Origin of the sequence: Chenggangzhangella methanolivorans (genome assembly GCF_042648545.1) — a bacterium.
GTDB classification, from domain to species: Bacteria; Pseudomonadota; Alphaproteobacteria; order Rhizobiales; family Methylopilaceae; genus Methylopila; species Methylopila methanolivorans.
This window is the reverse complement of record NZ_JBHRXS010000006.1, coordinates 654,163-677,329: the sequence shown is the minus strand read 5'-3', so window position 1 is coordinate 677,329 and position 23,167 is coordinate 654,163. Positions and strand designations below refer to the sequence as shown.

The window sequence follows — 23,167 nt, the reverse complement described above, 5'->3', positions numbered from 1 at the left end:
ACAAGCGGCGCAGCCGCGCCCTTCTTGTCCCGGACTTGATCCGGGACCCAGAACCGAGACCGCATGCAGGACAATGCTCGGCGCCTTTGTTGGAACCGCTGTCGGCTCTCGGTCCCGGATCACGTTCGGGACACGTGGCGCTCAGACGCTCAGCACGGAGACGTGGCAGACCGGCTTCTTGCCCCAGACGAGGTTGAGCTCGCCGCGCACCGCGCGCTCGACCGCGGTCGCGACCGCGCCTGAGTCGCGGCGCTTCGGGCGCGGCAGGCCGTCGAGGCAGTCGAGAACCGTGTCGCGCAGCACGACGGTCATCAGCTCGCCCTCGTCGTCGCGGGCGGGAAGGCCCGTGAAACGGATCTCCGGATCGGTCGCGACGTCGCCGAGTTCGTCGATCGCGATCGCGATCGAGACAACGCCTGCGAAAGCAAGCTTGCGGCGCTCGCCGATGGTCTGCTCGGTCGACTGGATCAGCACCTTGCCGTCCTTGAGCATCCGGCCGGTCGCGACCTCGTCGACGATCTCGGTCGGGCCGCCCGCCAGGCGGATCATCTGCCCGTCTCCGACGCGCGCCACGCGCTTGGCTCCGGCTTCCTTCGCAAAGGCCGCGTGCTCGTGCATGTGCAGCTCTTCGCCATGCACCGGAACGACGAGATCGGGTTTCAGCCAGCCGTAGAGCATGGCGATTTCGCCGCGACGCGGATGGCCCGAGACGTGGACGAGATGAGTGCGGTCGGTGATCACCTCGGCGCCGCCGGCGATCAAGCCGTTCATGACGCGGCCGACCGCCTTCTCGTTGCCGGGAATGGCGCGGGAGGAGAAGATCACGCGGTCGCCGCGCGCGATTGTGACTTCCGGATGGTCGCCCTGCGCGACGCGGGCGAGCGCGGCGCGCGGCTCGCCTTGGCTGCCGGTCATCATGGCCACGACCTTGTCGCGCGGCAGGTAGCCGTAGGCCGCAGGCTCCAGGAACTCCGGGATGCCCTCGAAATAGCCGAGCATGCGGCCGACGTCGGCGGCCCGTTTCATGGCGCGGCCGATCAGAACCACCTGCCGGTCGGCCGCGAGCGCGGCGTCGGCGACTGCGCGCAGACGTCCGACGTTCGAGGCGAAGGTGGTGACGGCGACGCGGCCCGTCGCGGTGCGCACCAGTTCGGCGATGGTGGCGGCGACATCCATCTCGGACGGCGAGACGCCTTCGCGAAGCGCGTTGGTCGAGTCGCCGACGACCGCCGCGACCCCCTCCTCGCCGAGCTCGCGCATGCGCTTCTCGTCGGTCGGCAGGCCGATGATCGGCGTCGGGTCGATCTTCCAGTCGCCGGTGTGCAGCACAAGGCCTGCGGGCGTGCGGATGGCGAGCGCGCTCGATTCAGGGATCGAATGCGCCACGGGCACGAACTCGACGTCGAACGGGCCGACCTTGAACGAGGATCCCTGCGCGATTTCGGTGACCGGCACCTTGGGCGCGTCGCGCTCGGAGGCGCGTTTGGCCTCGAGCATCGCGGCCGCGAAGGGGGTCGCGTAGACCGGGCACTTGAGCTCAGGCCACAGGTCGAGCACCGCGCCGTAGTGGTCCTCATGCGCGTGCGTCAGCACCAGCGCCTCGATCGCGCCGCGCAGGCCCTTGGCGAAGCGGATGTCGGGCAGGATCAGGTCGATGCCCGGCGTTATGGCCGGATCGCCGAAGATCACGCCGCAATCGACCATCAGCCAGCGACGCTTCGAGCCCCGGCCGTAGCCGTAGAGCCCGATGTTCATGCCGATTTCACCCACTCCGCCGAGGGGCACGAAGACCAGATCGTCGTTCATGCTCATCCTTCGGCGCGGATCGTGGCCGCGGGTCCAAAATAGACGTCGCCGGCGGAGATCGCGGTCGCGATTCCGGTCGGCTGGCGCAGCACCATGCGGCCGCGCTCGTCGAGAGACTCGAAGCGCCCCTTCAGGCGGCGCTGGCCGAGATCGACTTCCACCTGGCTGCCAAGGCCGGCGGCGCGCGCCATCCAGGCCTTGCGGATGGCGGCGAGCCCCTCGCCGTCCTCCCAGGTGTCGAGCCAGGTGACGAACGTATCGGAGAGCGCCTCGAACAGCTCCTCGGCGTTCGTCCGGTCTCCCCGCTCGGCGAGCGCCGTCGCAGGGAACGGCATGCCTTCCGGCGCCGAGACGATGTTGACCCCGATGCCGACCACCACTGCGAGCCGCCCGTCGGCCAGCTTGTCGGCCTCGAGCAGGATGCCCGCAAGCTTCTTGCCGTCGACGATGAGGTCGTTCGGCCATTTGAGCTCGGGCCGCGCGGTGCGGGGCGAGAGCGACTCCGCCACCTGCCGCAGCGCCTGCTCGAGCGCAAGGCCCGCCACGAAGCCGAGCGTCGCCGCGAGCGCTGCATCGACCGAGGTCGTCATCGCGAAGCTCGCCGCGAGATTGCCGCGTTCGGTCGACCACGGACGGCCGCGGCGGCCGCGGCCGTCCGTCTGGGCGCGGGCCGCGACCCACACCGGCGCCCTGCCCTCGCGGGCAAGCGCCATGCCCTCGGCGTTGGTCGAGCCGATCGTGTCGTAGGCGACGAGATCGTGGCCGGCCTCGCGTGCCGCCGGTCCGAGCGCGAAGCTCATGCCTGGCCCCGAGGGGCGGACGTGCGTCTCGCGATCGAAAGCTCCAAAACCGGTCCTCAGAACAGCGACTGCGCCGCCGTCGCCGCGGCGGCGGTGAGCGGAGCAGGATAGATGAAATAGAGCAGCGTGAAGCCGCCCGCGAGCGTCAGTACGACCTTCGCCGCCCCCGTCATAGGGGCGAACTCAACCGTTGGCTCGTCGAAATAGATTATCTTGACGATTCGCAGGTAGTAGAAAGCGCCCACCACGCTCAAAACGAAGCCGATCACGGCGAGCGGGTAGAGCCCGGCGTTCACCGCGGCGTAGAACACGTAGAACTTCGCGAAGAAGCCCGCGAGCGGCGGAATGCCCGCAAGCGAGAACAGGATCATGGCCAGCACGAACGCCATGGCGGGCTTGGTGCGCGAGAGACCCGCGAGGTCGTCGATCGACTCCACGTATTTGTCGCCGACCCGCATCGACAGGATGCAGGCGAAGGCGCCGAGCGTCATCGCGACGTAGATTGCGGAATAGACCGCGACGCCGCGCACGCCCTCGGGCGTTCCGGCCGCCAGGCCCACCAGCACGTAGCCCATATGGCCGATGGAGGAGTAGGCCATCAGGCGCTTGAGGTTGCGCTGGCCGATGGCCGCGAAGGCGCCGAGCGCCATGGAGGCGATTGCGACGAAAACGACGACCTGCCGCCATTCCTGCGTGACGGTCGGGAACGCCTCGGTCACCACGCGCACGAACATCGCGACCGCCGCAACCTTGGCCGCGGAGGCGAAGAAGGCGGTGATCGGCGTCGGCGCGCCCTCATAGACGTCGGGCGTCCACATGTGGAACGGGACCGCCGAGATCTTGAACGCGAAGCCTGCGAGCAGGAACACGATGCCGAAGACGAGGCCGAGCGAGGCGTGGCCGTCTTTCAGCGCCGCCGCGATGTCGGCGAAGCCCACCGCGCCAGTGGTGCCGTAGACCAGCGACGCGCCATAAAGCAGCATGCCGGACGACAGCGCGCCGAGCACGAAGTACTTCAGGCCCGCTTCCGTCGAGCGGATGTCGTCGCGGTGGATCGCGGCGATGACGTAGAGCGCCAGGCTCTGCAGCTCGAGGCCGAGATAGAGCGAGATGAGGTCGCTCGCGGAGATCATCAGCGACATGCCGAGCGTGGAGAGCACGACCAGCACGGCGTATTCGTAGCGCGCGAACTTCTCGCGGCGCATGTAGTCAAATGACAAGGAAAGCGCAGCGACCGCGGCCACATAGGCGAGGATCTTCATGAAGCGCGCGAAGGCGTCGGCGGTGAAGCCGCCGCCGAACGACGGGCCGTGGTCGACCGGCGCGACGGCGACGAGCACGCCAGCCAGCGCGATCAGCGCGACCGCGAGGCCGTTGATCAGCGAGGTCGCCTTGTCGCCGACGATCGCGCCGATGAGGATCAGCGTCAGCGCGCCGACCGCAAGCGCGATCTCGGGCAGCGCGAGGGCGAAATGAGGAAGGGCGTCCGTCACTTCACGGCCTCGGCGGTCTTGCCGGCCGCGTCGATTGCGGCCTGGGCGGAGGAGAGAATGCCGTCGACCGAGGCCGCGGACATGTCGAGGATCGGGGCCGGCCACACGCCGAACAGCACGGTCAGGATCACCAGCGGCGCGAGCAGCACGATCTCGCGGCGGTTCAGATCCGCGATGCCGTGAAGTTCCGGCTTGGTTATCTCGCCGAACACCACGCGGCGGTAGAGCCACAGCGCATAGGCCGCCGACAGGACGACGCCGGTGGTGGCGAAGAACGCCACCCAGGTGTTGGCCCCGAAGGCGCCCATCAGCGTCAGGAACTCGCCCACGAAGCCCGAGGTGCCCGGCAGGCCGACGTTCGCCATCGTGAACACCAGGAACGCGAAGGCGTACCAGGGCATGACGTTGACGAGCCCGCCGAAGGCCTTGATCTCGCGGGTGTGCATGCGGTCGTAGACCACGCCCACGCACAGGAACAGCGCGCCCGACACGATGCCGTGGCTGACCATCTGGAACACCGCGCCCTGCACGCCTTGCGGGTTCAGGGTGAAGATCCCCATCGTCACGAAGCCCATATGGGCGACGGACGAATAGGCGATCAGCTTCTTGATGTCCTCCTGCATCAGCGCGACCAGCGAGGTGTAGATGATCGCCACCACCGAAAGCGCGAACACCATCGGAGCGAAATATTCGCTCGCGAGCGGGAACATCGGCAGCGAGAAGCGCAGGAAGCCGTAGCCGCCCATCTTCAGCAGGATGCCGGCCAGGATCACCGAGCCCGCGGTCGGCGCCTCGACATGGGCGTCGGGCAGCCAGGTGTGGACAGGCCACATCGGCATCTTCACCGCGAAAGAGGCGAAGAAGCCGAGCCACAGCCAGGTCTGCATCTCGGCCGGGAACTTGGTCTGGGTCAGGATGTGCTGGATGTCGGTCGTGCCGGCGTAGCCGTACATCGCGAGGATGCCGACAAGCATCAGCAGCGAGCCGAGCAGCGTGTAGAGGAAGAACTTGAAGCTCGCATAGACGCGCCGCTTGCCGCCCCAGATGCCGATGATGAGGAACATCGGGATCAGGCCCGCCTCGAACAGCAGGTAGAACAGCACGAGGTCGAGCGCACAGAAGACGCCGATCATCAGCGTCTCGAGCACCAGGAACGCGATCATGTACTCCTTCACCCGGTGGGTGATGGAGCGCCACGACGCCAAGATGCAGAACGGCATCAGGAAGGCGGTCAGGATCACGAACGGGGTCGAGATGCCGTCGACGCCCATCTTGTAGGTGATCGCGCCGCCCAGCCAATCGGCCTGCTCGACGAACTGGAAGCCGGCGGCGTTGAAGTCGAACTTCGCCCACAGCACGCAGGAGACGATGAAGTTCACCACCGTCGTCCAGAGCGCGACGTGGCGAATGTTGCCGAGCGAGGCGTCGTCGGTCCCGCGGATCATCAGCAGGAAGAACACGCCGACGAGCGGCAGGAAGGTCAGGAGCGAAAGGATCGGCCAGTCAGTCACGGATCAATGCCCCCCGACCATGAACCAGGTGAACATCGCGGCGACGCCGATCAGCATCGCGAAGGCGTAATGGTAGAGGTACCCGGTCTGGAGCTTCACCACCTGGTTGGTGACGTCGATCACCCGCGCCGAGATGCCGTCAGGCCCCATGCCGTCGATGACCCGACCGTCGCCCTGCTTCCACAGGAAGCGGCCGATCCACTTGGCGGGGCGCGTGAAGATCAGGTCGTAGAGCTCGTCGAAGTACCACTTGTTGAGCAGGAACTGGTAGATCAGCTGCTGCTGCTTGGCGAGCCGCACCGGCAGGTCCGGGCGCTTGACGTAGAACAGCCACGAGACCGCGAAGCCGATCACCATCATCACGAACGGCGACCACACCACCCACTTCGGCACCTCGTGCATGTGGTGGATGATCTCGTTGTGCTCGCCCCGGAAGATCGCCTCGCCCCAGAACCGCTCCTCGGAATGGCCGATGAAGGAGCCCGAGAACACGACGCCCGCGAACAGCGCCCCGACGCTCAGGATCAGCAGCGGCAGGATCATGACCTTCGGGCTCTCGTGGACGTGGCTCATGGTCTCGAGCGAAGCCCTTGGCGCTCCGTGGAACGTCATGAAGATCAGGCGCCAGGAGTAGAACGAGGTCAGCAGAGCCGCGAGCACGGTCAGTGTGAAGGCGAACATCGCCGGCCCGCTGTGGGCCGCATAGGCCGCCTCGATCACCGCGTCCTTCGAATAGTAGCCGGCGGTGAACGGGAAGCCGGTGAGCGCGAGCGTGCCGATCACCATCATCCAGTAGGTGGTCGGGATGAGGCGGCGCAGGCCGCCCATCTTCCGCATGTCCTGCTCGTGATGCATCGCGTGGATGACCGAGCCGGAGCCCAGGAACAGCAGCGCCTTGAAGAAGGCGTGCGTGAACAGGTGGAACACCGCGATCCCGTAGCCGCCGACGCCGAGCGCGACGAACATGTAGCCGAGCTGCGAACAGGTCGAATAGGCGATGACGCGCTTGATGTCGTTCTGCACGAGACCGACGGTCGCGGCGAAGATGGCGGTCAGTCCGCCGACCACCGTCACCACCGCGAGCGCGTCCGGCGCGTGTTCGAACAGCGGCGACATGCGCGCCACGAGCACGATGCCGGCCGTCACCATGGTGGCGGCGTGGATGAGCGCGGAGACCGGCGTCGGGCCCTCCATCGCGTCCGGCAGCCAGGTGTGCAGGCCGAGCTGCGCTGACTTGCCCATCGCGCCCATGAAGAGCAACAGGCAGATCACCGTCATGGCGTGCCAGTCGTGGCCGAGGAAGTTGATGGTCTTGTCGGCTGCGCCGGGGGCCGCGGCGAAAATCGTCTCGAACTCGACTGAGCCGAACACCACGAAGGTCGCGAAGATGCCGAGCGCGAAGCCGAAGTCGCCGACGCGGTTGACCACGAAGGCCTTGATGGCGGCGGCGCAGGCCGAGGGCTTCTTGTACCAGAAGCCGATCAGCAGGTAGCTCGCGAGGCCCACGCCCTCCCAGCCGAAGAACAGCTGCACGAGGTTGTCGGACGTCACCAGCATCAGCATGGCGAAGGTGAAGAGCGAGAGATAGGCGAAGAACCGCGGCCGATGCGGATCCTCGTGCATGTAGCCGGTCGAATAGAGGTGCACGAGCGCCGAGACCGAATTCACGACGACGAGCATGACGGCTGTCAGCGTGTCGATGCGGAACGCCCAGTCGAGATGGAGCGAGCCGGCCGTGACCCAGCGCATCACCTCGATATGCGCAGCGGCGCCGCCCCAGGCGACGTCGATGAACGCGACCCAGGAGAGCAGCGCCGAGATCATCAGGAAGCTGGTGGTGACGATCTCCGCAGGACGCGAGCCCCAGGCGGCGGGCTCGACCGGGCCATGGTCGTGATGGTCGTCGTGGCCGTGATCGCCATGCGCATGATCGTCGTGGCCATGCGCGTCATGAGGCGAGTGCGAGTCGTGGCCGTCATGGCCGTGGCCGTGCGCCTCGTGGAACGCGTCGACGGGACCGACCGCGCCGGGATGGCGCTTGCGCGCCCCGATCAGAGCGATCGCGCCGGCGATGAGCGCGCCGAGCAGCGGGAGAAAGACGATGAGATGATACATCAGTTCGCTCCCGCTGCGTCGCTCGGAGCCGGACGACTTGGAGCAAAGGAGCTGCGTGCTTCGAGACGGCGGCCCGGAGCCGCCTCCTCAGCATGAGGACCCTTTGAGGATGCCAGGAAACCAACGGTCCTCATGCTGAGGAGGCGGCTCCGGGCCGCCGTCTCGAAGCACGCAGTCCGCCGATGCAAAGCGGTCGCCCCGATCACGGTTCAGCCCTTCATCCGGTTGATGTCCTCGACCGCGATGGTGCCGCGGTTCCGGAAGTAGACGACGAGGATCGCAAGGCCGATCGCGGCTTCCGCCGCCGCCACCGTCAGCACGAACAGCGCGAAGACCTGGCCCTTGAGGTCGCCGATATGGGTCGAGAACGCCACGAGGTTGATGTTCACGGCGAGCAGGATGAGCTCGACCGACATCAGGATGACGATGACGTTCTTCCGGTTCAGGAAGATGCCGAAGACGCCGATCGTGAACAGGATCGCGGCGACGACGAGGTAATGTTCGAGCCCGACGATCATCAGGAGGCTCCTCGCTCGCCAAGGCCCTGTCCCGGCTTGACCTTCACGACCTCGATCGCGGTCGCGGGGCCGCGCGCCACCTGGGTCGCGATGTCCTGGCGCTTCACGCCGGCGCGGCGCTCGCGCAGCGTCAGCACGATCGCGCCGACCATCGCGGTGAGGAGCACGAGGCCGGCCGCCTGGAACAGCAGGACGTGGTCGGTGTAGAGCACGCGGCCGAGCGCTTCGGCGTTGGTGACGTCGGTCGGGATCGGGGCTTTGGCCACGGTCTTCGCCATCGAGCCGGCCGCGCCCCAGGCGCCCAGCACGAAGACGAGCTCGCAGAGCATCACCAGCCCGACCAGCACGCCCACCGGCAGATACTGCAGGAAGCCGTCGCGCAGCTCCGCGAAGTCGACGTCGAGCATCATGGTCACGAACATGAACAGCACCGCGACCGCGCCGACATAGACCACGATCAGGATCATCGCGAGGAACTCCGCGCCCATCAGCATGAAGAGGCCGGCCGCGTTCACGAAGGCGAGGATCAGGAAGAGCACCGAATGCACGGGGTTCTTCGAGGAGATGACCATCAGCGCCGAGGCGACGGTCACGCTCGCGAACAGGTAGAAGAACAGCGATGGCAGGATCATGCGGCGGTCCTCCGGCCGGGGGCGCGGGGGGTGAGTACGGCGTGGGCGGGGAGTCGTAAAGCCTTCGAGGCGCTCATCCGGCTCACCGATACGGCGCGTCGAGCGCGATGCGGCGCGCGATCTCGCGCTCCCAGCGGTCGCCGTTCGCGAGCAGGCGCTCCTTGTCGTAGTAGAGCTCCTCGCGGGTCTCGGTCGCGAACTCGAAGTTCGGTCCTTCCACAATCGCGTCGACCGGGCAGGCCTCCTGGCAGAAGCCGCAATAGATGCACTTCACCATGTCGATGTCGTAGCGCGTGGTGCGCCGCGTGCCGTCGTTGCGGCGCGGGCCCGCCTCGATGGTGATGGCCTGCGCCGGGCAGATCGCCTCGCAGAGCTTGCAGGCGATGCAGCGCTCCTCGCCGTTCGGATAGCGACGCAGCACGTGCTCGCCACGGAAACGCGGCGAGATCGCGCCCTTCTCGAACGGATAGTTGATGGTCGCCTTGGGACGGAAGAAATAGCGCATCGACAGAAAGAACGCCGATACGAACTCCTTCAGGAACAGCGACTTGGCGGCCTGGTCGAGGCGCATGCCGAAAGACCTTCGTTTTGGGGGCGTCGGCGCCCGGCGACAAGCCGGGCCCTAGCCCCAGAGAACCTCAGCGGCGACGTAGCCCACGACGGCGACCTCCACGATCGTCGTCGCGATGACGACCGGACCGGCGAGCCGGCGGATCGTCGTGAATTTCCTGGCGTCCTCTTCGGACGCCCGCGCGATCTGCCCGTCGAGCCCGGCGTTGAGCGCCTTCGCCCCGACGACCCCGATCGCCAATCCGGCGAGCGCGCCGAAAACGGCGCCCCAGACGCCGGGCGTCACCCGACGCCCTGCCCCGCCCAGCCCGTGAACTGCAGAACCGCGGCCACGACCACCACCATCACCAGCGAGATCGGCAGGAACACCTTCCAGCCGAGCCGCATGAGCTGGTCGTAGCGGTAGCGGGGCACGAAGGCCTTCACCATGGCGAACATGAAGAAGACCAGGCACATCTTGGCCACGAACCAGATCACGCCCGGGATCCAGGTGAAGGGCGCGAACGGGATCGGGGAAAGCCAGCCGCCCATGAACAGGATCGTGGTCAGCGCGCACATGGTCATGATGGCCACGTACTCGCCGAGCATGAACAGCAGGTACGGCGTCGAGGCGTATTCGGTCATGAAGCCCGCGACGAGCTCCGACTCCGCTTCCGGAAGATCGAAGGGCGGGCGGTTGGTCTCGGCGAGCGCGGAGATGAAGAACACCACGAACATCGGGAACAGCGGCAGCCAGTACCAGCCGAAGATCCCGGCGGCGGTGTCCTGCGCGCGGACGATGTCGGAGAGGTTGAGCGATCCGACGACCAGCAGCACCGTGATGATCACGAAGCCGATCGAGACTTCGTAGGAGACCATCTGGGCCGCCGAGCGCAGCGCGCCGAGGAAGGGGTACTTCGAGTTCGACGCCCAGCCGCCCATGATGACGCCGTAGACGCCGAGCGAGGAGATCGCGAACACGTAAAGGATGCCGACATTGATGTCGGCGATCGCCCAGCCGTCCGCGATCGGGATCACGGCCCAGGCCGCGAGCGCCAGGAAGCAGGTGACGAGCGGGGCGAGCAGGAACACGCCCTTGTTCGCGCTCGAGGGAACCACAGGCTCCTTCAGAACGAACTTGAGCAGGTCCGCGAAGCTCTGGAACAGGCCGAAGGGACCGACGACGTTCGGGCCGCGACGCAGCTGCACCGCCGCCCAGACCTTGCGGTCGGCGAGCAGGATGTAGGCGATGAACACCAGAAGCGCGACGAGCAGCGCGATGCTCTGGATCAGGATCAGCAGGACGTTGAGGAAGATGTCCATGCGCCCTTACTCCGCCGCCTGCGCGACCGCGCCGCGCCGCAGCGCGCTCATCTCGGCCATGACGGCCGAGGCGCGGGCGATCGGGTTGGTCAGATAGAAATCCTGGACGGCGTTCACGAAGGCCTCGCCCGAGAACGAGCCGCCGAGGCCTGCAAGCGCGTCGAGGTCGGCGGCGGAACCTGCCGCGATCTGGTCGAGCGCGGCAAGATGCGGAGCCTTGGCAAACATCGCGGCGCGAAGCTGCGGCAGCGAGTCATAAGGCAGCTTGTGTCCGAGCCGCTCGGAGAGCGCCCGCAGGATCGCCCAGTCCTCCCGCGCCTCGCCGGGCGGGAAGGCGGCGCGATTGGCCATCTGCGGGCGGCCTTCGGTGTTGACGTAGACGCCCGACTTCTCGGTGTAGGCCGCGCCCGGCAGGATGACGTCGGCGCGGTGCGCGCCGCGGTCGCCATGGCTGCCGACATAGACCGCGAAGGCGCCCGGCGCGACGTCGATCTCGTCGGCGCCCAGCAGGAACACGAGGTCGAGCGCGCCGGCGGCGGCCATCTCGGCCGCGGTCTTGCCGCCCTCGCCCGGAACGACGCCGAGGTCGAGCGCGGCGACGCGCGAGGCGGCGGAGTGGAGCACCGAGAGACCGTTCCAGCCGTCCGCGCCCTCGCCGCTCCCTTTGGCGAGCTTCGCCGCGGCGGACAGGATCGCGAGCCCGTCGGCCCGCGCAAGCGCGCCGGCGCCGACGATGACCAGCGGCCGCTTCGCCTCGGACAGGACCTTGGCGAAGGAGTGCTTGCCCTCGACGAGCTCCGTCAGGCTGTCGGTCCCGGCGCCGACGTGATCGACGCCGTAGGTGAGGTCGGCGCGCTCGCCCACGAGCGCGATCTTCACGCCGCCATGGCGCCAGCGCTTGCGGATGCGGGCGTTGAGCACCGGGGCCTCGAGGCGCGGATTGGTCCCGATCAGCAGGATCGCATCCGCCTCCTCGACGCCCGCGATGGCGGCGTTGAAGAGATAGGAGGCGCGCCCGTTCGAGGGATGCGAGACCGAGCCGTCCTGGCGCGCGTCGAGATTGGCGACGCCGAGCCGACCCATCAGATCCTTCAGCGCGAAGAGCTCTTCGGCCGTCGAAAGATCGCCCGCGATCGCGCCGACGCGCTCGGGCGAGGTCGCCTTGGCCTTGGCGGCGATCGCCTCGAAGGCCTCAGCCCAGGTCGCAGGGCGAAGGCGACCGCCCTCGCGCACGTAAGGCCGGTCGAGCCGCTGCGTCTTGAGGCCGTCCCAAATGAAGCGGGTCTTGTCGGAGATCCACTCCTCGTTCACGTCCTCGTTCATGCGCGGCAGGATGCGCATGACCTCGCGGCCGCGGGCGTCGACGCGGATCGCGGAGCCCAGCGCATCCATGACGTCGACGGACTCGGTCTTCGACAGCTCCCAGGAGCGCGCCTTGAATTCGTAGGGACGCGAGGTGAGCGCGCCGACCGGGCAGAGGTCGATGACGTTGCCCTGGAGCTCCGACGTCATCGCGTGCTCGAGATAGGTCGTGATCTCCATGTCCTCGCCGCGGCCGATCGCGCCCATCTCGGACACGCCGGCGACTTCGGCGACGAAGCGCACGCAGCGGGTGCAGTGGATGCACCGGGTCATGATCGTCTTGACCAGCGGGCCGATGTACTTGTCCTCGACCGCCCGCTTGTTCTCGGCGAAGCGCGAGCCCGAGACGCCATAGGCCATCGCCTGGTCCTGCAGGTCGCATTCGCCGCCTTGGTCGCAGATCGGGCAGTCGAGCGGGTGGTTGATGAGGAGGAACTCCATCACCCCCTCGCGCGCCTTCTTCACCATCGGCGACTTGGTGAAGACGACCGGCGGCTGGCCTTCCGGCCCCGGCCGGAGGTCGCGCACGCCCATGGCGCAGGACGCGACGGGCTTGGGCGGCCCACCCTTCACCTCGACGAGGCACATGCGGCAGTTGCCCGCGATCGACAGCCGCTCGTGGTAGCAGAAGCGCGGAATCTCGGCGCCCGCGGCCTCGCAGGCCTGCAGGATCGTGTACTCGGCCGGGACGTCGACCTCGGCGCCGTCGACGATGATCTTGGTCATGGTCGGCTCCGGTCAGTGCGTCGCATCGGAAAGCTCAAGCCGCCGCTCAACGCGGTCGACACGAGCCTCAATTCGGTCCAGCCGGCGGTTCACGCCCGCCAGCCCTTCGTCGACATTGATCATTCTCACCTTCATGTCCTTCACGTCGTCGGACAGACGGTCGATCTTCTCATCCATCTTGCGGAGCAAGATGAGAACCATGTTGTCGGGCTCGTCGGCCATCTCGATCACTCCGCCGCCACGAGGTGGTCGGCCGGCGTCGAGCGCGCCGTGTAGTCGTCGATGCGCTGCTCGATCACATGGCGGTAATGCCGGATCAGGCCCTGCACCGGCCACGCCGCGGCGTCGCCGAGCGCGCAGATCGTATGGCCTTCGACCTGGGTCGTGACCTCGAGCAGCATGTCGATCTCGCGCTTTTCCGCGCGGCCCTCCGCCATGCGGCTCACGACGCGCCACATCCAGCCCGTGCCCTCGCGGCACGGCGTGCACTGGCCGCAGCTCTCGTGCTTGTAGAAGTACGACAGGCGGGCGATCGCGCGAATGACGTCGGTCGACTTGTCCATCACGATCACGGCCGCGGTGCCGAGGCCGGACTTGAGATTCCGGAGCGTGTCGAAATCCATCGACAGGTCCTGGCACTGGTGCTCGGGCAGCAGCGGCACGGACGAGCCGCCCGGAATGACCGCCATCAGGTTGTCCCAGCCGCCGCGCACGCCGCCGCAATGCTTCTCGACGAGCTCGCGGAACGTGATCCCCATCTCCTCCTCGACGTTGCACGGCCGGTTCACGTGGCCCGAGATCGAGAACAGCTTGGTGCCGGTGTTGTTGGGCTTGCCGAGACCGGCGAACCACCCGCCGCCGCGGCGCAGGATCGTGCCCGCGACCGCGATCGACTCGACGTTGTTGACCGTCGTCGGGCAGCCGTAGAGGCCCATGTTCGCCGGGAACGGGGGCTTGAGGCGCGGCATGCCCTTCTTGCCCTCGAGGCTCTCGAGCAGCGCGGTCTCCTCACCGCAGATATACGCGCCCGCGCCGTGATGGACGTAGATGTCGAACGGATAGCCGTGGACGTTGTTCTTGCCCACGAGGTTCGCCGCATAGGCCTCGTCGACGGCGCGCTGCAGCGCCTCCTTCTCGCGGACGTATTCGCCGCGCAGATAGACGTAGCAGGCGTTGGCGTGCATCGCGAAGGACGCGATCATGCAGCCTTCGATCAGGAGATGCGGGTCGTTCCGCATGATCTCCCGGTCCTTGCAGGTGCCCGGCTCGGACTCGTCGGCGTTGACCACGAGATAGTGCGGCCGGCCCTCCTGGGGCTTGGGCATGAACGACCACTTGAGGCCCGTCGGGAAGCCCGCGCCGCCGCGGCCGCGCAAGCCCGAGGCCTTCATCTCGGTGATGATCCAGTCCTTGCCCTGTTCGAGCAGGAACTTGGTGCCGTCCCACGCGCCGCGCTTGAGCGACGACTGCAGGTCGGCGCCGTGGCGGCCGTTGAGGTTGGTGAAGATCCGGTCGCGATCGTGAAGCATCACACGGTCTCCCCGCGGTCGCGTCGGGCGGCGTCTTCGGCGTCCTGCTCGGAGCCGCCCTCGGCCAGCACCTTGCCCTGGACGATCCAGCGCTCGCGCACCGCGCGGCCCTTGAAGCTGCCGAGGTTCTGGTCGACCCAGCGAAGGTTGTCGTCGGTCCAGGCGGCGATCTGGTCGAAGTGGAACACGCCCATGGAATGGAGCATCGCCTCGAGCTTCGGCCCGACGCCCCAGATCATCTTGAGGTCGTCGCCCTTGCCCTCGCGCGGGGCGGTCAGAAGCTCGGGCTTGGCCTCGTCGGAGACGGGCTCCGGCTCGGCGACGGCGCCGGGCGCGGGCTGGCCCGCAAAACCCGCAACCTTCGGGGCGTCGTCGGACTTGCCGCTGACGGTCGGCGCGCTGAACGGCGCCTTGGGCTCGCCGGCGCCGGTGGCCGCGACGGCCTCGACCTTCGCCTTGCCGGCCTCGGCGTCGCCCTTGTCGGCCGCGGCCTTCGCCTCCGGACGGCTCTGGTCCGCGGGCTTTCCGCCAGCGTCGGCCAAAGTGGCGTCGCCGGCGGCCGCCTGCTGCTCGAACCGCTGGCGCCAGGCGCCGACCATCGAGCCGTCATAGAGCGTCTCGTCCGACAGCGAGGTGTCGCCGCCCTCGGGCGCCGAGCACGACCGGCCGGTCTGCGACCCGGTCTTCACCGGCCGCCCTGCCCGCAGATCCTCGAGCAGCGTCTCGAAGTTCTCGGGCGTCAGATCCTCGTAATAGTCGTAGTTGATCTGCACCATCGGCGCGTTGGAGCAGGCGCCCAGGCACTCGACCTCGAGCCAGGAGAGCTTGCCGTCCTCGCTGACATGCCGCTCGTCGCCGATCACCTTGCGGCAAACGTCCTTCAGCGCGTTCGCGCCGCGCAGCATGCACGGGGTGGTGCCGCAGAGCTGCACGAAGTGCTCGCCGACGGGCGAGAGGTTGAACATCGTGTAGAAGGTCGCGACCTCCATCACGCGGATCACCGGCATTCCGAGCATCTCGGCGATGCGCCGGATCGCGGGCTCGGGCAGCCAGCCGTGATGCTGCTCCTGCGCCTTCCACAGAAGCGGGATCACGGCCGAGGCCTGCCGGCCCTCCGGATATTTGGCGATCTGCTGTTCGGCCCACTGCAGGTTGTCCTGCGTGAAGGCGAAGTCGGCCGGCTGTTCGGCGGCGAGACGACGGACGGACATCAGGTGTTTCTCTTCGACAAATCGCTCGGCTTCACCGCCGCGAGCCGTTCGGCCCAGAACGCGCTCTTGGTCGCGAAGACGTTGTAGCCCCAGCGCGGATTGGTCTTGTACGCGTCGAGCTGGCGGACGAGGTCCGTCAGCTCCACGAACCGGCCGGCGTCGTGGAAGAACAGGCGGAAGCCGTCATCCGCCAGGAAGCGCGACACGGCGTGGCCCGGATCGTTGCCGTGCTCCTCGCCGATCACGACCGCGTCCTTCGACAAGAGCTTCCGGCCGCCCCGGATCGCCGCCTGCTCCATGCCCTCGACGTCGAGCTTCAGCACGATGTGGCTGGCGTTGGCGACGGTCGGGCGGTCGAGCAGGTCGTCGAGCGCGAGCGTGGTCACGGTCTCGACAACCGGCCCGTCATTTGCGCCGTCGATCGAGAAGGATTCGTGCTTGGCCCCGCGCAGCGCCACGCTCTCGCCGCCGCGCTCGCCGATCGCGGCGTGGATCACCTCAAACCGGCCGCCGTTCAGGCTGGCGTTCGCCGACAGCAGCGCGGCGTTCGTCGACGCCGCCTCGATGGCGATCGCCCGATGCGCGCCGAACGCGCGGCTCGTGACCTGGCATGACCAGTAGCCGAAGTTCGCGCCGCAATCGACGAACACGAAATCGACGTCGGCCACGGCGACCAGAAGCGCCGCCAATTCGGGCTCGTAGCGGTAGTTCTTGAGAATGAGCGGCGTCCAGTAGCCGTCCGCGAAGGGGAAGCGGAACTGGGTGTCGTCCGACAGCCGCAACGCCACGGCGCGATCCGTCGCGAAGGGGCGGATCAGCTTGCAGACATGCGAAAAGCCGATGTCCTCGAACGGCGCGAGCGCGCCCGCCGCAGCCTTCAGCGTGGCGAGCACGACCGCCTCGCGGCCGGACGCGCCCTGGACCGCGCCGGTGCGCTTGTCGATCAGGATGTCGCCCGCCGGCGCCGTCACCGATCCACCTCGCCGAACACGATGTCGAGCGAGCCGAGAATGGCCGAGACGTCCGCCAGCATGGTGCCGCGGCACAGATGGTCCATCGCCTGCAGATGCGCGAAGCCGGGCGCGCGGATCTTGCAGCGGTACGGCTTGTTGGTGCCGTCGGAGACCAGATAGACGCCGAACTCGCCCTTCGGGGCCTCGACCGCGGCGTAGACCTCGCCCTCGGGCACCCGATAGCCCTCGGTGTAGAGCTTGAAGTGGTGGATCAGCCCTTCCATCGAGCGCTTCATCTCGGCGCGCTTGGGCGGTGCGACCTTGCCGTCCAGCGTCGAGATGCGGCCCTTTTCGGTTTTGAGCCGCGCGCAGCACTGCTGCATGATGTGGGTCGCCTGGCGCATCTCCTCCATGCGGATGAGATAGCGGTCGTAGCAGTCGCCGTTCTTGCCCACCGGCACGTCGAAATCGAGGTCGGCGTAGCACTCGTAGGGCTGGCTTTTGCGCAAATCCCAGGCCGCGCCGGAGCCGCGCACCATCACGCCCGAGAAGCCCCAGGCGAAGGCCTCGTCGAGCGGCACCACGCCGATGTCGACGTTGCGCTGCTTGAAGATGCGGTTCTCGGTCAGCAGCGCGTCGATGTCGGCGAGCGCCTTGTAGAAATCCGTGCACCAGCGGTCGATGTCTTCGACGAGCTCCGGCGGCAGATCCTGGTGCACGCCGCCCGGCCGGAAATAGGCCGCGTGCATGCGCGAGCCCGAGGCGCGCTCATAGAACACCATGAGCTTCTCGCGCTCCTCGAAGCCCCAGAGCGGCGGCGTCAGCGCGCCGACGTCCATCGCCTGCGTGGTGACGTTGAGGAGGTGGGAGAGGATGCGGCCGATCTCGCTGTAGAGCACGCGGATGAGCTGCGCGCGGATCGGAATCTCGACGCCGAGCAGACGCTCGGTGGCCATGCAGAAGGCGTGCTCCTGGTTCATCGGCGCGACGTAGTCGAGCCGGTCGAAATAGGGCATCGCCTGCAGGTAGGTCTTGGTCTCGATCAGCTTCTCGGTGCCGCGATGCAGCAGCCCGATATGCGGATCGACGCGCTCCACCACCTCGCCGTCGAGCTCCAGCACGAGGCGCAGCACGCCGTGCGCCGCCGGATGCTGGGGCCCGAAGTTGATGGTGAAGTTGCGGATGTCGGCTTCAGCCACCGGCCTGCTCCTGGCCCGCCTCGACCATGGCCACGAACTCTGCGCCGGTCATGGTCCGGGTGGAGTTGGCGAAGTCGTAGAGCGAGGGCTTCTCGTCGATGAAAATCTGGTTCGCGAAGGCGAGCCCCGACATGTCGTCGAGCGCCGACACCGCGACATGGGCGCTCGAGCCGTCCTGCATGCGCCAGAACAGGCTCGACCCGCAGGTCTTGCAGAACACGCGCTCGCCGTAGTCGGACGACCGGTAGGCGCCGATCGAGCTATCGTCCTCGATCGAAACGTCCTCGGCGTGGGCCGCCATGAACACGCCGCCGCTCCAGCGCCGGCACATGCCGCAATGGCAGACGTCGACGTCCCGGCTCACCTTCGCGGCGAACCGCGCCGCGCCGCACAGGCACCGGCCGGATTTCTGGGCGAGCTCAGCCATGCGCCGCCCCCTTCGCCGCGCGCCATTCGGCGCCGGTCATCCGGCGGCCGACATGGGCGAAGGCGTAGTTCGCGGGTTTCTTATCGACATAGATCTCGGTCGCGAAGTCGAACCGGCCGGGGTCCTCGACGAGCTGCGCGGAGACGTCGGCCGACGAGCCGTCGAGCGCCCGCCAGAACAGCGTCGAGCCGCAGGTGCGGCAGAAGCCGCGCTCCGCCTCGCGCGAGGACACATAGACGCCGACCGTCGCCTCGTCGTCGAAGGCGAGGCTGTCGGCGCGGACCGAGACGCTCAGGAACGGCCCGCTGGTCCAGCGGCGGCAGATCTCACAATGGCAGGCGCTCATCGTCCCGTCGGCGAGCGTCGCGCGGAACGTCGCCGTTCCGCACAAACACCTGCCGTCGATGCGCTCGCCCGCCGCCATCGCCATCAGCTTGGCTGCTTGGCCTTCTCGTCGCCGGGCAGGACGTAGTCGACGCCTTCCCACGGCGAGAGAAAATCGAAGTTGCGGAATTCCTGGTTGAGCCGGACCGGCTCGTAGACCACGCGCTTGGCCTCGTCGTCCCAGCGGACTTCGACGAAGCCCGTGGTCGGAAAATCCTTGCGCAGCGGATAGCCGTCGAAGCCGTAGTCGGTCAGCAGGCGCCGCAGGTCCGGATGGCCCGAGAACAGCACGCCGTAGAGGTCATAGGCCTCGCGCTCGAACCACAGCGCGCCGGGGAACACGCCGAACGCCGAAGGCACCGGCTCGACGTCGTCGGCCTCGAGCTTCACGCGGATCCGGACGTTCTTGTAGGGGCTGAGCAGGTGGTAGACGACGTCGAAGCGCCTTTCGCGCGCCGGCCAGTCGACGCCGCAGACGTCGATGAAATTGACGAAGCGGCAGTCCGGGTCGTCGCGCAGGAAGGTCAGCACGTCGATGACGTCGGCGGCCTCGCAGGTCAGCGTCAGCTCGCCGAACGCGATCTTGGCGGCGCCGAGCTTGTCGCCAAGGCCGCCGGCGATATGCGCCGACAGCGCCTCGAGAACGTCGTGGGGGCTTACGCTCATCGCTCTCCCCTCACCGCTCGATCGTGCCGATGCGGCGGATCTTCTTCTGGAGAAGCAGCACGCCGTAAAGCAGCGCTTCCGCCGTCGGAGGACATCCGGGCACGTAGACGTCGATCGGAACGACGCGGTCGCAGCCGCGCACCACCGCGTAGGAGTAGTGGTAGTAGCCGCCGCCGTTGGCGCAAGAGCCCATCGAGATGACGTAGCGCGGCTCCGGCATCTGGTCGTAGACCTTGCGCAGCGCCGGGGCCATCTTGTTGGTCAGCGTGCCGGCGACGATCATCACGTCGGACTGGCGCGGGCTCGCGCGCGGCGCGAAGCCGAAGCGCTCGACGTCGTAGCGCGGCATCGAGACCTGCATCATCTCGACGGCGCAGCACGCCAGACCGAACGTCATCCACATCAGCGAGCCGGTGCGGGCCCAGTTGACGAGATCCTCGGTCGAGGTGACGAGGAAGCCCTTGTCCGACAGCTCGGCGTTCATCTCGCCGAAGAAGCGGTCGTCATGACCGATAGGGCGGCCCGAGGCGTCGACGAGGCCCTTTGGAGCCGGCGCGACAAGCGTCTCGCGGGATTCGCTCAGTCCCATTCCAGAGCTCCCTTGCGCCACTCATAGACGAAGCCGATCGTCAGCACGCCAAGGAACGCCATCATCGACCAGAAGCCGTAGATCCCGACTTCCTTGAAGGCGACCGCCCAGGGGAACAGGAACGCGACCTCGAGGTCGAAGATGATGAAGAGGATGGCGACGAGGTAGAAGCGCACGTCGAACTTCATGCGCGCGTCGTCGAAGGCGTTGAAACCGCACTCATAGGCCGACAGCTTCTCGGGATCCGGATTCTGGTACGCCACGAGGAACGGCGCGGCCAGCAGCGCGACGCCGATCAGGAGCGCGACTCCGAGAAAGATCACCAGTGGAAGGTAGTCGGCGAGGAGATCGGTCATCGGCGTCCTGCCCTCGTGGAGCTGCGCCGGCGGCGGAAAAAGGACGCCGCGCGGCCGTTCCGATTGCGGTCGATCGGGGCTTGCGCGAGGCGCTTCTCCCGGTCGCGGCGAGGCTTAGACCGGTGCGACTTAAGGCGCAAGCCGCGCCGGGGTCGAAGCGTAACAATTCCAATGCGGAAATTGCGACGCCGCTTTCCGCGACGCGCCGCCGCACGCCTGCTTACGTGAACGACGCGGCGACGGATCGATTATCGGGCGCGATCGATCGGGAGTCACGTTCCATCTGGCATGCCAAATGCCAACTCAACCATTAAGACTAACGACACCGGCGTCCTGCATCCTTACGGCGTCCGGGCGTGCGCGCGCTCGGGATTCCGAAGCGGACGACCCGAAGCGACAGAAATGGCTCCCAGCAAACTTCAGGCGCAGCAGGCCACGCTTGCGTTTCAGCGCTTCGGCCTTGGCGCCCGGCGGGGCGGCCTCGCCCGCATCGCGAACGATCCCGCCGCCGCGCTGGTGGCGGAACTCGATTCGCCCGACGTCGCGCTGATCAAGGACGCCTCGCTGCCGACCTATGCGCAGGCCTGCCTCGAAGGCGCCTCGCCGACGCCGCGCCCCGAAAACGTGCGCCTGCGGGAGTACAAGGCGCGCATCGCCAAGCACCTCCAGCCCGAAATCGGCTTCGTGGAGCGGCTGACGATCTTCTGGGCGAACCATTTCGCCATGTCGTTCCGCAAGGCGCCGCTCCTGCGCGGGACCATTGGGCAGTTCGAGCGCGACGTCATCCGCCGCAACGCGCTCGGCTCGTTCCCGCAGATGCTGCACGACGCGATGCGTCACCCGGCGATGATCCGCTACCTCGACAACGACGAATCGATCGGCGAGGAGTCGACGCTCGGATTGAAGCGGCGCGTCAGCTACACCGAGAACCTCGCGCGCGAGCTCATGGAGCTCCACACCGTCGGCTCGGGCAATTTCACCGAGGACGACGTCAAGGCGCTCGCCAAGATGCTCACCGGATGGTCGATCGTGCGCGCGAGCGAGGCGACGCCCGCCAGCGCCGGCCAGTTCATGTTCCGACCCGACTGGCACCAGCCCGGCCCGCAGCGCTTCTTCGGCGAGACCATTCCCGAAGGCGGCATGGAGCAGGCTGACCGCGCCTTCGCGATTCTGGCCGCCCACCCCGCGACCGCGCGCCGCGTCGCGACGAAGCTCGCGCGTCACTTCGTGGCCGACCAGCCGACCGAGGAGATGATCGCCCCGATCGCCCAGGCCTTCATCGACAGCGGCGGCGACCTCAAGCGCACGGCCGAGGCGCTGCTCACGCTCGACGCCGCATGGTCGGTGCCGATGGCCAAGATCCGAACGCCCTACGAGATGCTCGTCGCGCAGTTCCGCGCGCTCGGCAGCGCTCTGCTCGACGAAGAATCGGGAGTGATGGACCGGATCCTGACGACGCTGAACCAGCCGACCTGGGACACGCCCTCGCCGGAAGGCTTCGCGGACGAGACGCCGAACTGGCTGTCGCCCAACGCGATGGCGTTCCGCCTCGACGCGGTCCAGCAGATCGCCAAGGTCATCGGCCGGCGCGTCTTCGTCAATCCGGCGACGCTCTCTCGCGACCTTTTCGGCGCGGCGCTCTCGACCCAAACCCGCGAGCGCGTGGCCGCAGGCGGGTCGCAGCTCGCCGGCCTCACCATCCTGTTCGCGTCGCCGGAATTCCAGCGGAGATGAGCGCCCACATGTCCGATAATCTCAGGCGCGATCTCGCCACAGGCTGCGAGGAATCCCGGCTGCTGCTCAGCCGCCGCTCGATGCTCGGCGTCACCGCCGGCCTGTTCTCCTGGGCCTGCGCGCCGAAGCTCGCCTCCGCCGCGACGCTCGACCCGCGCCTGCTCGTCGTCGTGCTGCGCGGCGGCATGGACGGGCTCGCGGCCGTCCCGCCCTATGGCGAGGGCAGCGTCTATGTGGAAGGCCGCGGCGAGCTCTACATCCGGCCCGACGCGCTGATCCGGCTCGCCGACAAGAAGCACACGAACTTCTTCGGCCTGCACCCGGCGCTGCGCAGCTTCGGGCAAATGTACGCCGCCGGCGACGCGTCGATCGTGCACGCGACCTCGACGCCGCTCTGGACGCGTTCGCATTTCGACTGCCAGGACAATCTCGAAAACGGCATGCCGCCGGCCGTCGTCGCCAATCCGACCGGCTGGCTGAACCGCCTGCTCCGGGCCCTGCCCTCCGGCGAGCCGGTGCGCCAGCGCGGCGCGATCGAGATCGGCTCCGCGCCGCTCATCCTTCGCGGCTCCGAGCCGGTGCTCGGCTGGTCGGCCAGCACGCTCGAGCACGTCGCCGACCCGACGCTCTACCTGATCCGCACGCTCTACAAGAGCCGCGACAAGGTGTTCTCCGACAATCTCGAGCGCGGCCTCGAGGCCCAGCGCTTCGCCGAAGGCCTCGGCGCGACGCCCGACGACGTCACCGACCTTCAGATGGGCTTTCTGGGCGCCGGCCGGTTGCTCGCCTCCCCGGTCGGGCCGCGGATCGCGACGCTCTCGGTCAACGGCTGGGACACCCACACCGATCAGGGCGCGGTCGACGGCGAGCTCGCCGACCGCCTCGCCGAGCTCGACGACGGCCTCTCGCTGTTCCGCACGAGCGTCGGCGACGCCTGGAGCCAGACCGTGGTGATGATCGTCACGGAATTCGGCCGCATGGTCGCCAACAACGGCAACCACGGCTCCGACCACGGCGTCGGCACCGTGGCGCTGCTCGCGGGCGGCGCGGTGAAGGGCGGGCGCATCTTCTCCAAGTGGCCCGGCCTCGCGCCGACCCAGCTGCTCGACAAGCGCGACCTGAAAGCCACCATCGATCTGCGCTCGGTGTTCAAGGGCGTGCTGCGCGAGCACCTCGACGTGCCGGACTCGATCGTCAACGCCACCGTGTTCCCCGACAGCGGGTCGGCCAAGCCCCTGAAGGGCCTGATCAAGGGCGCGTGACGCCCCCTCGCCTGCCCGTCAC

The 23,167-nt window shown here is 67.8% G+C and carries 23 protein-coding genes; 2 read left to right on the top strand and 21 right to left on the bottom strand.

All coding sequences use genetic code 11. From position 1 onward, the window contains the following. Positions 1–141: 141 nt before the first annotated feature. The 21 genes from ACFOWB_RS14680 to ACFOWB_RS14580 form a co-directional block, all read right to left on the bottom strand. Positions 142–1,812, bottom strand: a complete 1,671-nt coding sequence (locus tag ACFOWB_RS14680) for a ribonuclease J (RefSeq protein ID WP_261402954.1) — start codon at positions 1,810–1,812, stop codon at positions 142–144. Continuing rightward, positions 1,809–2,606: a biotin--[acetyl-CoA-carboxylase] ligase gene (locus ACFOWB_RS14675; protein ID WP_261402953.1), complete on the bottom strand. Its 798-nt coding sequence runs from the start codon at positions 2,604–2,606 to the stop codon at positions 1,809–1,811. The genes ACFOWB_RS14680 and ACFOWB_RS14675 overlap by 4 nt, the downstream gene beginning before the upstream one ends. Before the next feature lie 56 nt (positions 2,607–2,662). Next, on the bottom strand, positions 2,663–4,099 hold the full coding sequence (gene nuoN, locus ACFOWB_RS14670) for an NADH-quinone oxidoreductase subunit NuoN (protein ID WP_261402952.1): 1,437 nt from the start codon (positions 4,097–4,099) through the stop codon (positions 2,663–2,665). After that, complete coding sequence (locus tag ACFOWB_RS14665) at positions 4,096–5,610, bottom strand: NADH-quinone oxidoreductase subunit M (protein ID WP_378148001.1); 1,515 nt, start codon at positions 5,608–5,610, stop codon at positions 4,096–4,098. The genes nuoN and ACFOWB_RS14665 overlap by 4 nt, the downstream gene beginning before the upstream one ends. A 3-nt stretch (positions 5,611–5,613) precedes the next feature. Further along, entirely contained in the window at positions 5,614–7,725 is a 2,112-nt protein-coding gene (nuoL, locus tag ACFOWB_RS14660) for an NADH-quinone oxidoreductase subunit L (protein WP_261402951.1), read from the bottom strand. Between the two features lie 209 nt (positions 7,726–7,934). Continuing rightward, positions 7,935–8,243 carry an NADH-quinone oxidoreductase subunit NuoK gene (gene nuoK, locus ACFOWB_RS14655; protein WP_261402950.1) on the bottom strand — a complete coding sequence of 103 codons (309 nt, stop codon included), beginning with the start codon at positions 8,241–8,243 and terminating at the stop codon, positions 7,935–7,937. Beyond that, complete coding sequence (locus tag ACFOWB_RS14650) at positions 8,243–8,875, bottom strand: NADH-quinone oxidoreductase subunit J (protein WP_261402949.1); 633 nt, start codon at positions 8,873–8,875, stop codon at positions 8,243–8,245. Before ACFOWB_RS14650 ends, nuoK begins: the two co-directional genes overlap by 1 nt. Before the next feature lie 82 nt (positions 8,876–8,957). Further along, positions 8,958–9,446, bottom strand: a complete 489-nt coding sequence (nuoI, locus tag ACFOWB_RS14645; RefSeq protein WP_261402948.1) for an NADH-quinone oxidoreductase subunit NuoI — start codon at positions 9,444–9,446, stop codon at positions 8,958–8,960. Positions 9,447–9,497: 51 nt separating this feature from the next. Then, positions 9,498–9,731, bottom strand: coding sequence for a hypothetical protein (locus ACFOWB_RS14640; RefSeq protein WP_261402947.1), 234 nt, complete (start codon positions 9,729–9,731; stop codon positions 9,498–9,500). Continuing rightward, complete coding sequence (gene nuoH / locus ACFOWB_RS14635) at positions 9,728–10,747, bottom strand: NADH-quinone oxidoreductase subunit NuoH (protein ID WP_261402946.1); 1,020 nt, start codon at positions 10,745–10,747, stop codon at positions 9,728–9,730. Before nuoH ends, ACFOWB_RS14640 begins: the two co-directional genes overlap by 4 nt. Positions 10,748–10,753: 6 nt before the next feature. After that, complete coding sequence (gene nuoG, locus ACFOWB_RS14630) at positions 10,754–12,835, bottom strand: NADH-quinone oxidoreductase subunit NuoG (protein ID WP_261402945.1); 2,082 nt, start codon at positions 12,833–12,835, stop codon at positions 10,754–10,756. A 12-nt stretch (positions 12,836–12,847) separates the two neighbouring features. Then, a complete protein-coding gene (locus tag ACFOWB_RS14625; protein ID WP_261402944.1) occupies positions 12,848–13,057 on the bottom strand; it encodes a hypothetical protein in 210 nt (69 codons plus the stop codon). 5 nt (positions 13,058–13,062) lie between these two features. Then, the gene (gene nuoF, locus ACFOWB_RS14620) at positions 13,063–14,364 is read right to left on the bottom strand and encodes an NADH-quinone oxidoreductase subunit NuoF (protein WP_261402943.1); all 1,302 of its coding nucleotides are present in this window, start codon (positions 14,362–14,364) and stop codon (positions 13,063–13,065) included. Continuing rightward, positions 14,364–15,575 carry an NADH-quinone oxidoreductase subunit NuoE gene (gene nuoE, locus ACFOWB_RS14615; protein ID WP_261402942.1) on the bottom strand — a complete coding sequence of 404 codons (1,212 nt, stop codon included), beginning with the start codon at positions 15,573–15,575 and terminating at the stop codon, positions 14,364–14,366. The genes nuoF and nuoE overlap by 1 nt, the downstream gene beginning before the upstream one ends. Further along, positions 15,575–16,546 (bottom strand): FkbM family methyltransferase, encoded by a 972-nt coding sequence (locus ACFOWB_RS14610; RefSeq protein WP_261402941.1) that lies wholly within the window; start codon positions 16,544–16,546, stop codon positions 15,575–15,577. Before ACFOWB_RS14610 ends, nuoE begins: the two co-directional genes overlap by 1 nt. Further along, on the bottom strand, positions 16,543–17,727 hold the full coding sequence (locus ACFOWB_RS14605) for an NADH-quinone oxidoreductase subunit D (RefSeq protein WP_378147992.1): 1,185 nt from the start codon (positions 17,725–17,727) through the stop codon (positions 16,543–16,545). The genes ACFOWB_RS14610 and ACFOWB_RS14605 overlap by 4 nt, the downstream gene beginning before the upstream one ends. Continuing rightward, the gene (locus ACFOWB_RS14600) at positions 17,720–18,154 is read right to left on the bottom strand and encodes a GFA family protein (RefSeq protein WP_261402939.1); all 435 of its coding nucleotides are present in this window, start codon (positions 18,152–18,154) and stop codon (positions 17,720–17,722) included. Before ACFOWB_RS14600 ends, ACFOWB_RS14605 begins: the two co-directional genes overlap by 8 nt. Further along, on the bottom strand, positions 18,147–18,584 hold the full coding sequence (locus ACFOWB_RS14595; RefSeq protein WP_378147990.1) for a GFA family protein: 438 nt from the start codon (positions 18,582–18,584) through the stop codon (positions 18,147–18,149). The genes ACFOWB_RS14600 and ACFOWB_RS14595 overlap by 8 nt, the downstream gene beginning before the upstream one ends. Continuing rightward, complete coding sequence (locus ACFOWB_RS14590; protein WP_261402937.1) at positions 18,584–19,204, bottom strand: NADH-quinone oxidoreductase subunit C; 621 nt, start codon at positions 19,202–19,204, stop codon at positions 18,584–18,586. Before ACFOWB_RS14590 ends, ACFOWB_RS14595 begins: the two co-directional genes overlap by 1 nt. Positions 19,205–19,214: 10 nt before the next feature. Next, positions 19,215–19,793, bottom strand: coding sequence for a NuoB/complex I 20 kDa subunit family protein (locus ACFOWB_RS14585; RefSeq protein WP_261402936.1), 579 nt, complete (start codon positions 19,791–19,793; stop codon positions 19,215–19,217). Continuing rightward, positions 19,784–20,149, bottom strand: coding sequence for an NADH-quinone oxidoreductase subunit A (locus ACFOWB_RS14580; protein WP_261402935.1), 366 nt, complete (start codon positions 20,147–20,149; stop codon positions 19,784–19,786). Before ACFOWB_RS14580 ends, ACFOWB_RS14585 begins: the two co-directional genes overlap by 10 nt. A 402-nt stretch (positions 20,150–20,551) precedes the next feature. Here ACFOWB_RS14580 and ACFOWB_RS14575 point away from each other — a divergent pair, with 402 nt between their 5' ends. Both ACFOWB_RS14575 and ACFOWB_RS14570 read left to right on the top strand, forming a co-directional pair. Continuing rightward, positions 20,552–21,883, top strand: coding sequence for a DUF1800 domain-containing protein (locus ACFOWB_RS14575; RefSeq protein ID WP_261402934.1), 1,332 nt, complete (start codon positions 20,552–20,554; stop codon positions 21,881–21,883). Between the two features lie 8 nt (positions 21,884–21,891). Next, positions 21,892–23,145 (top strand): DUF1501 domain-containing protein, encoded by a 1,254-nt coding sequence (locus ACFOWB_RS14570; protein WP_261402933.1) that lies wholly within the window; start codon positions 21,892–21,894, stop codon positions 23,143–23,145. Positions 23,146–23,167: the final 22 nt, after the last annotated feature.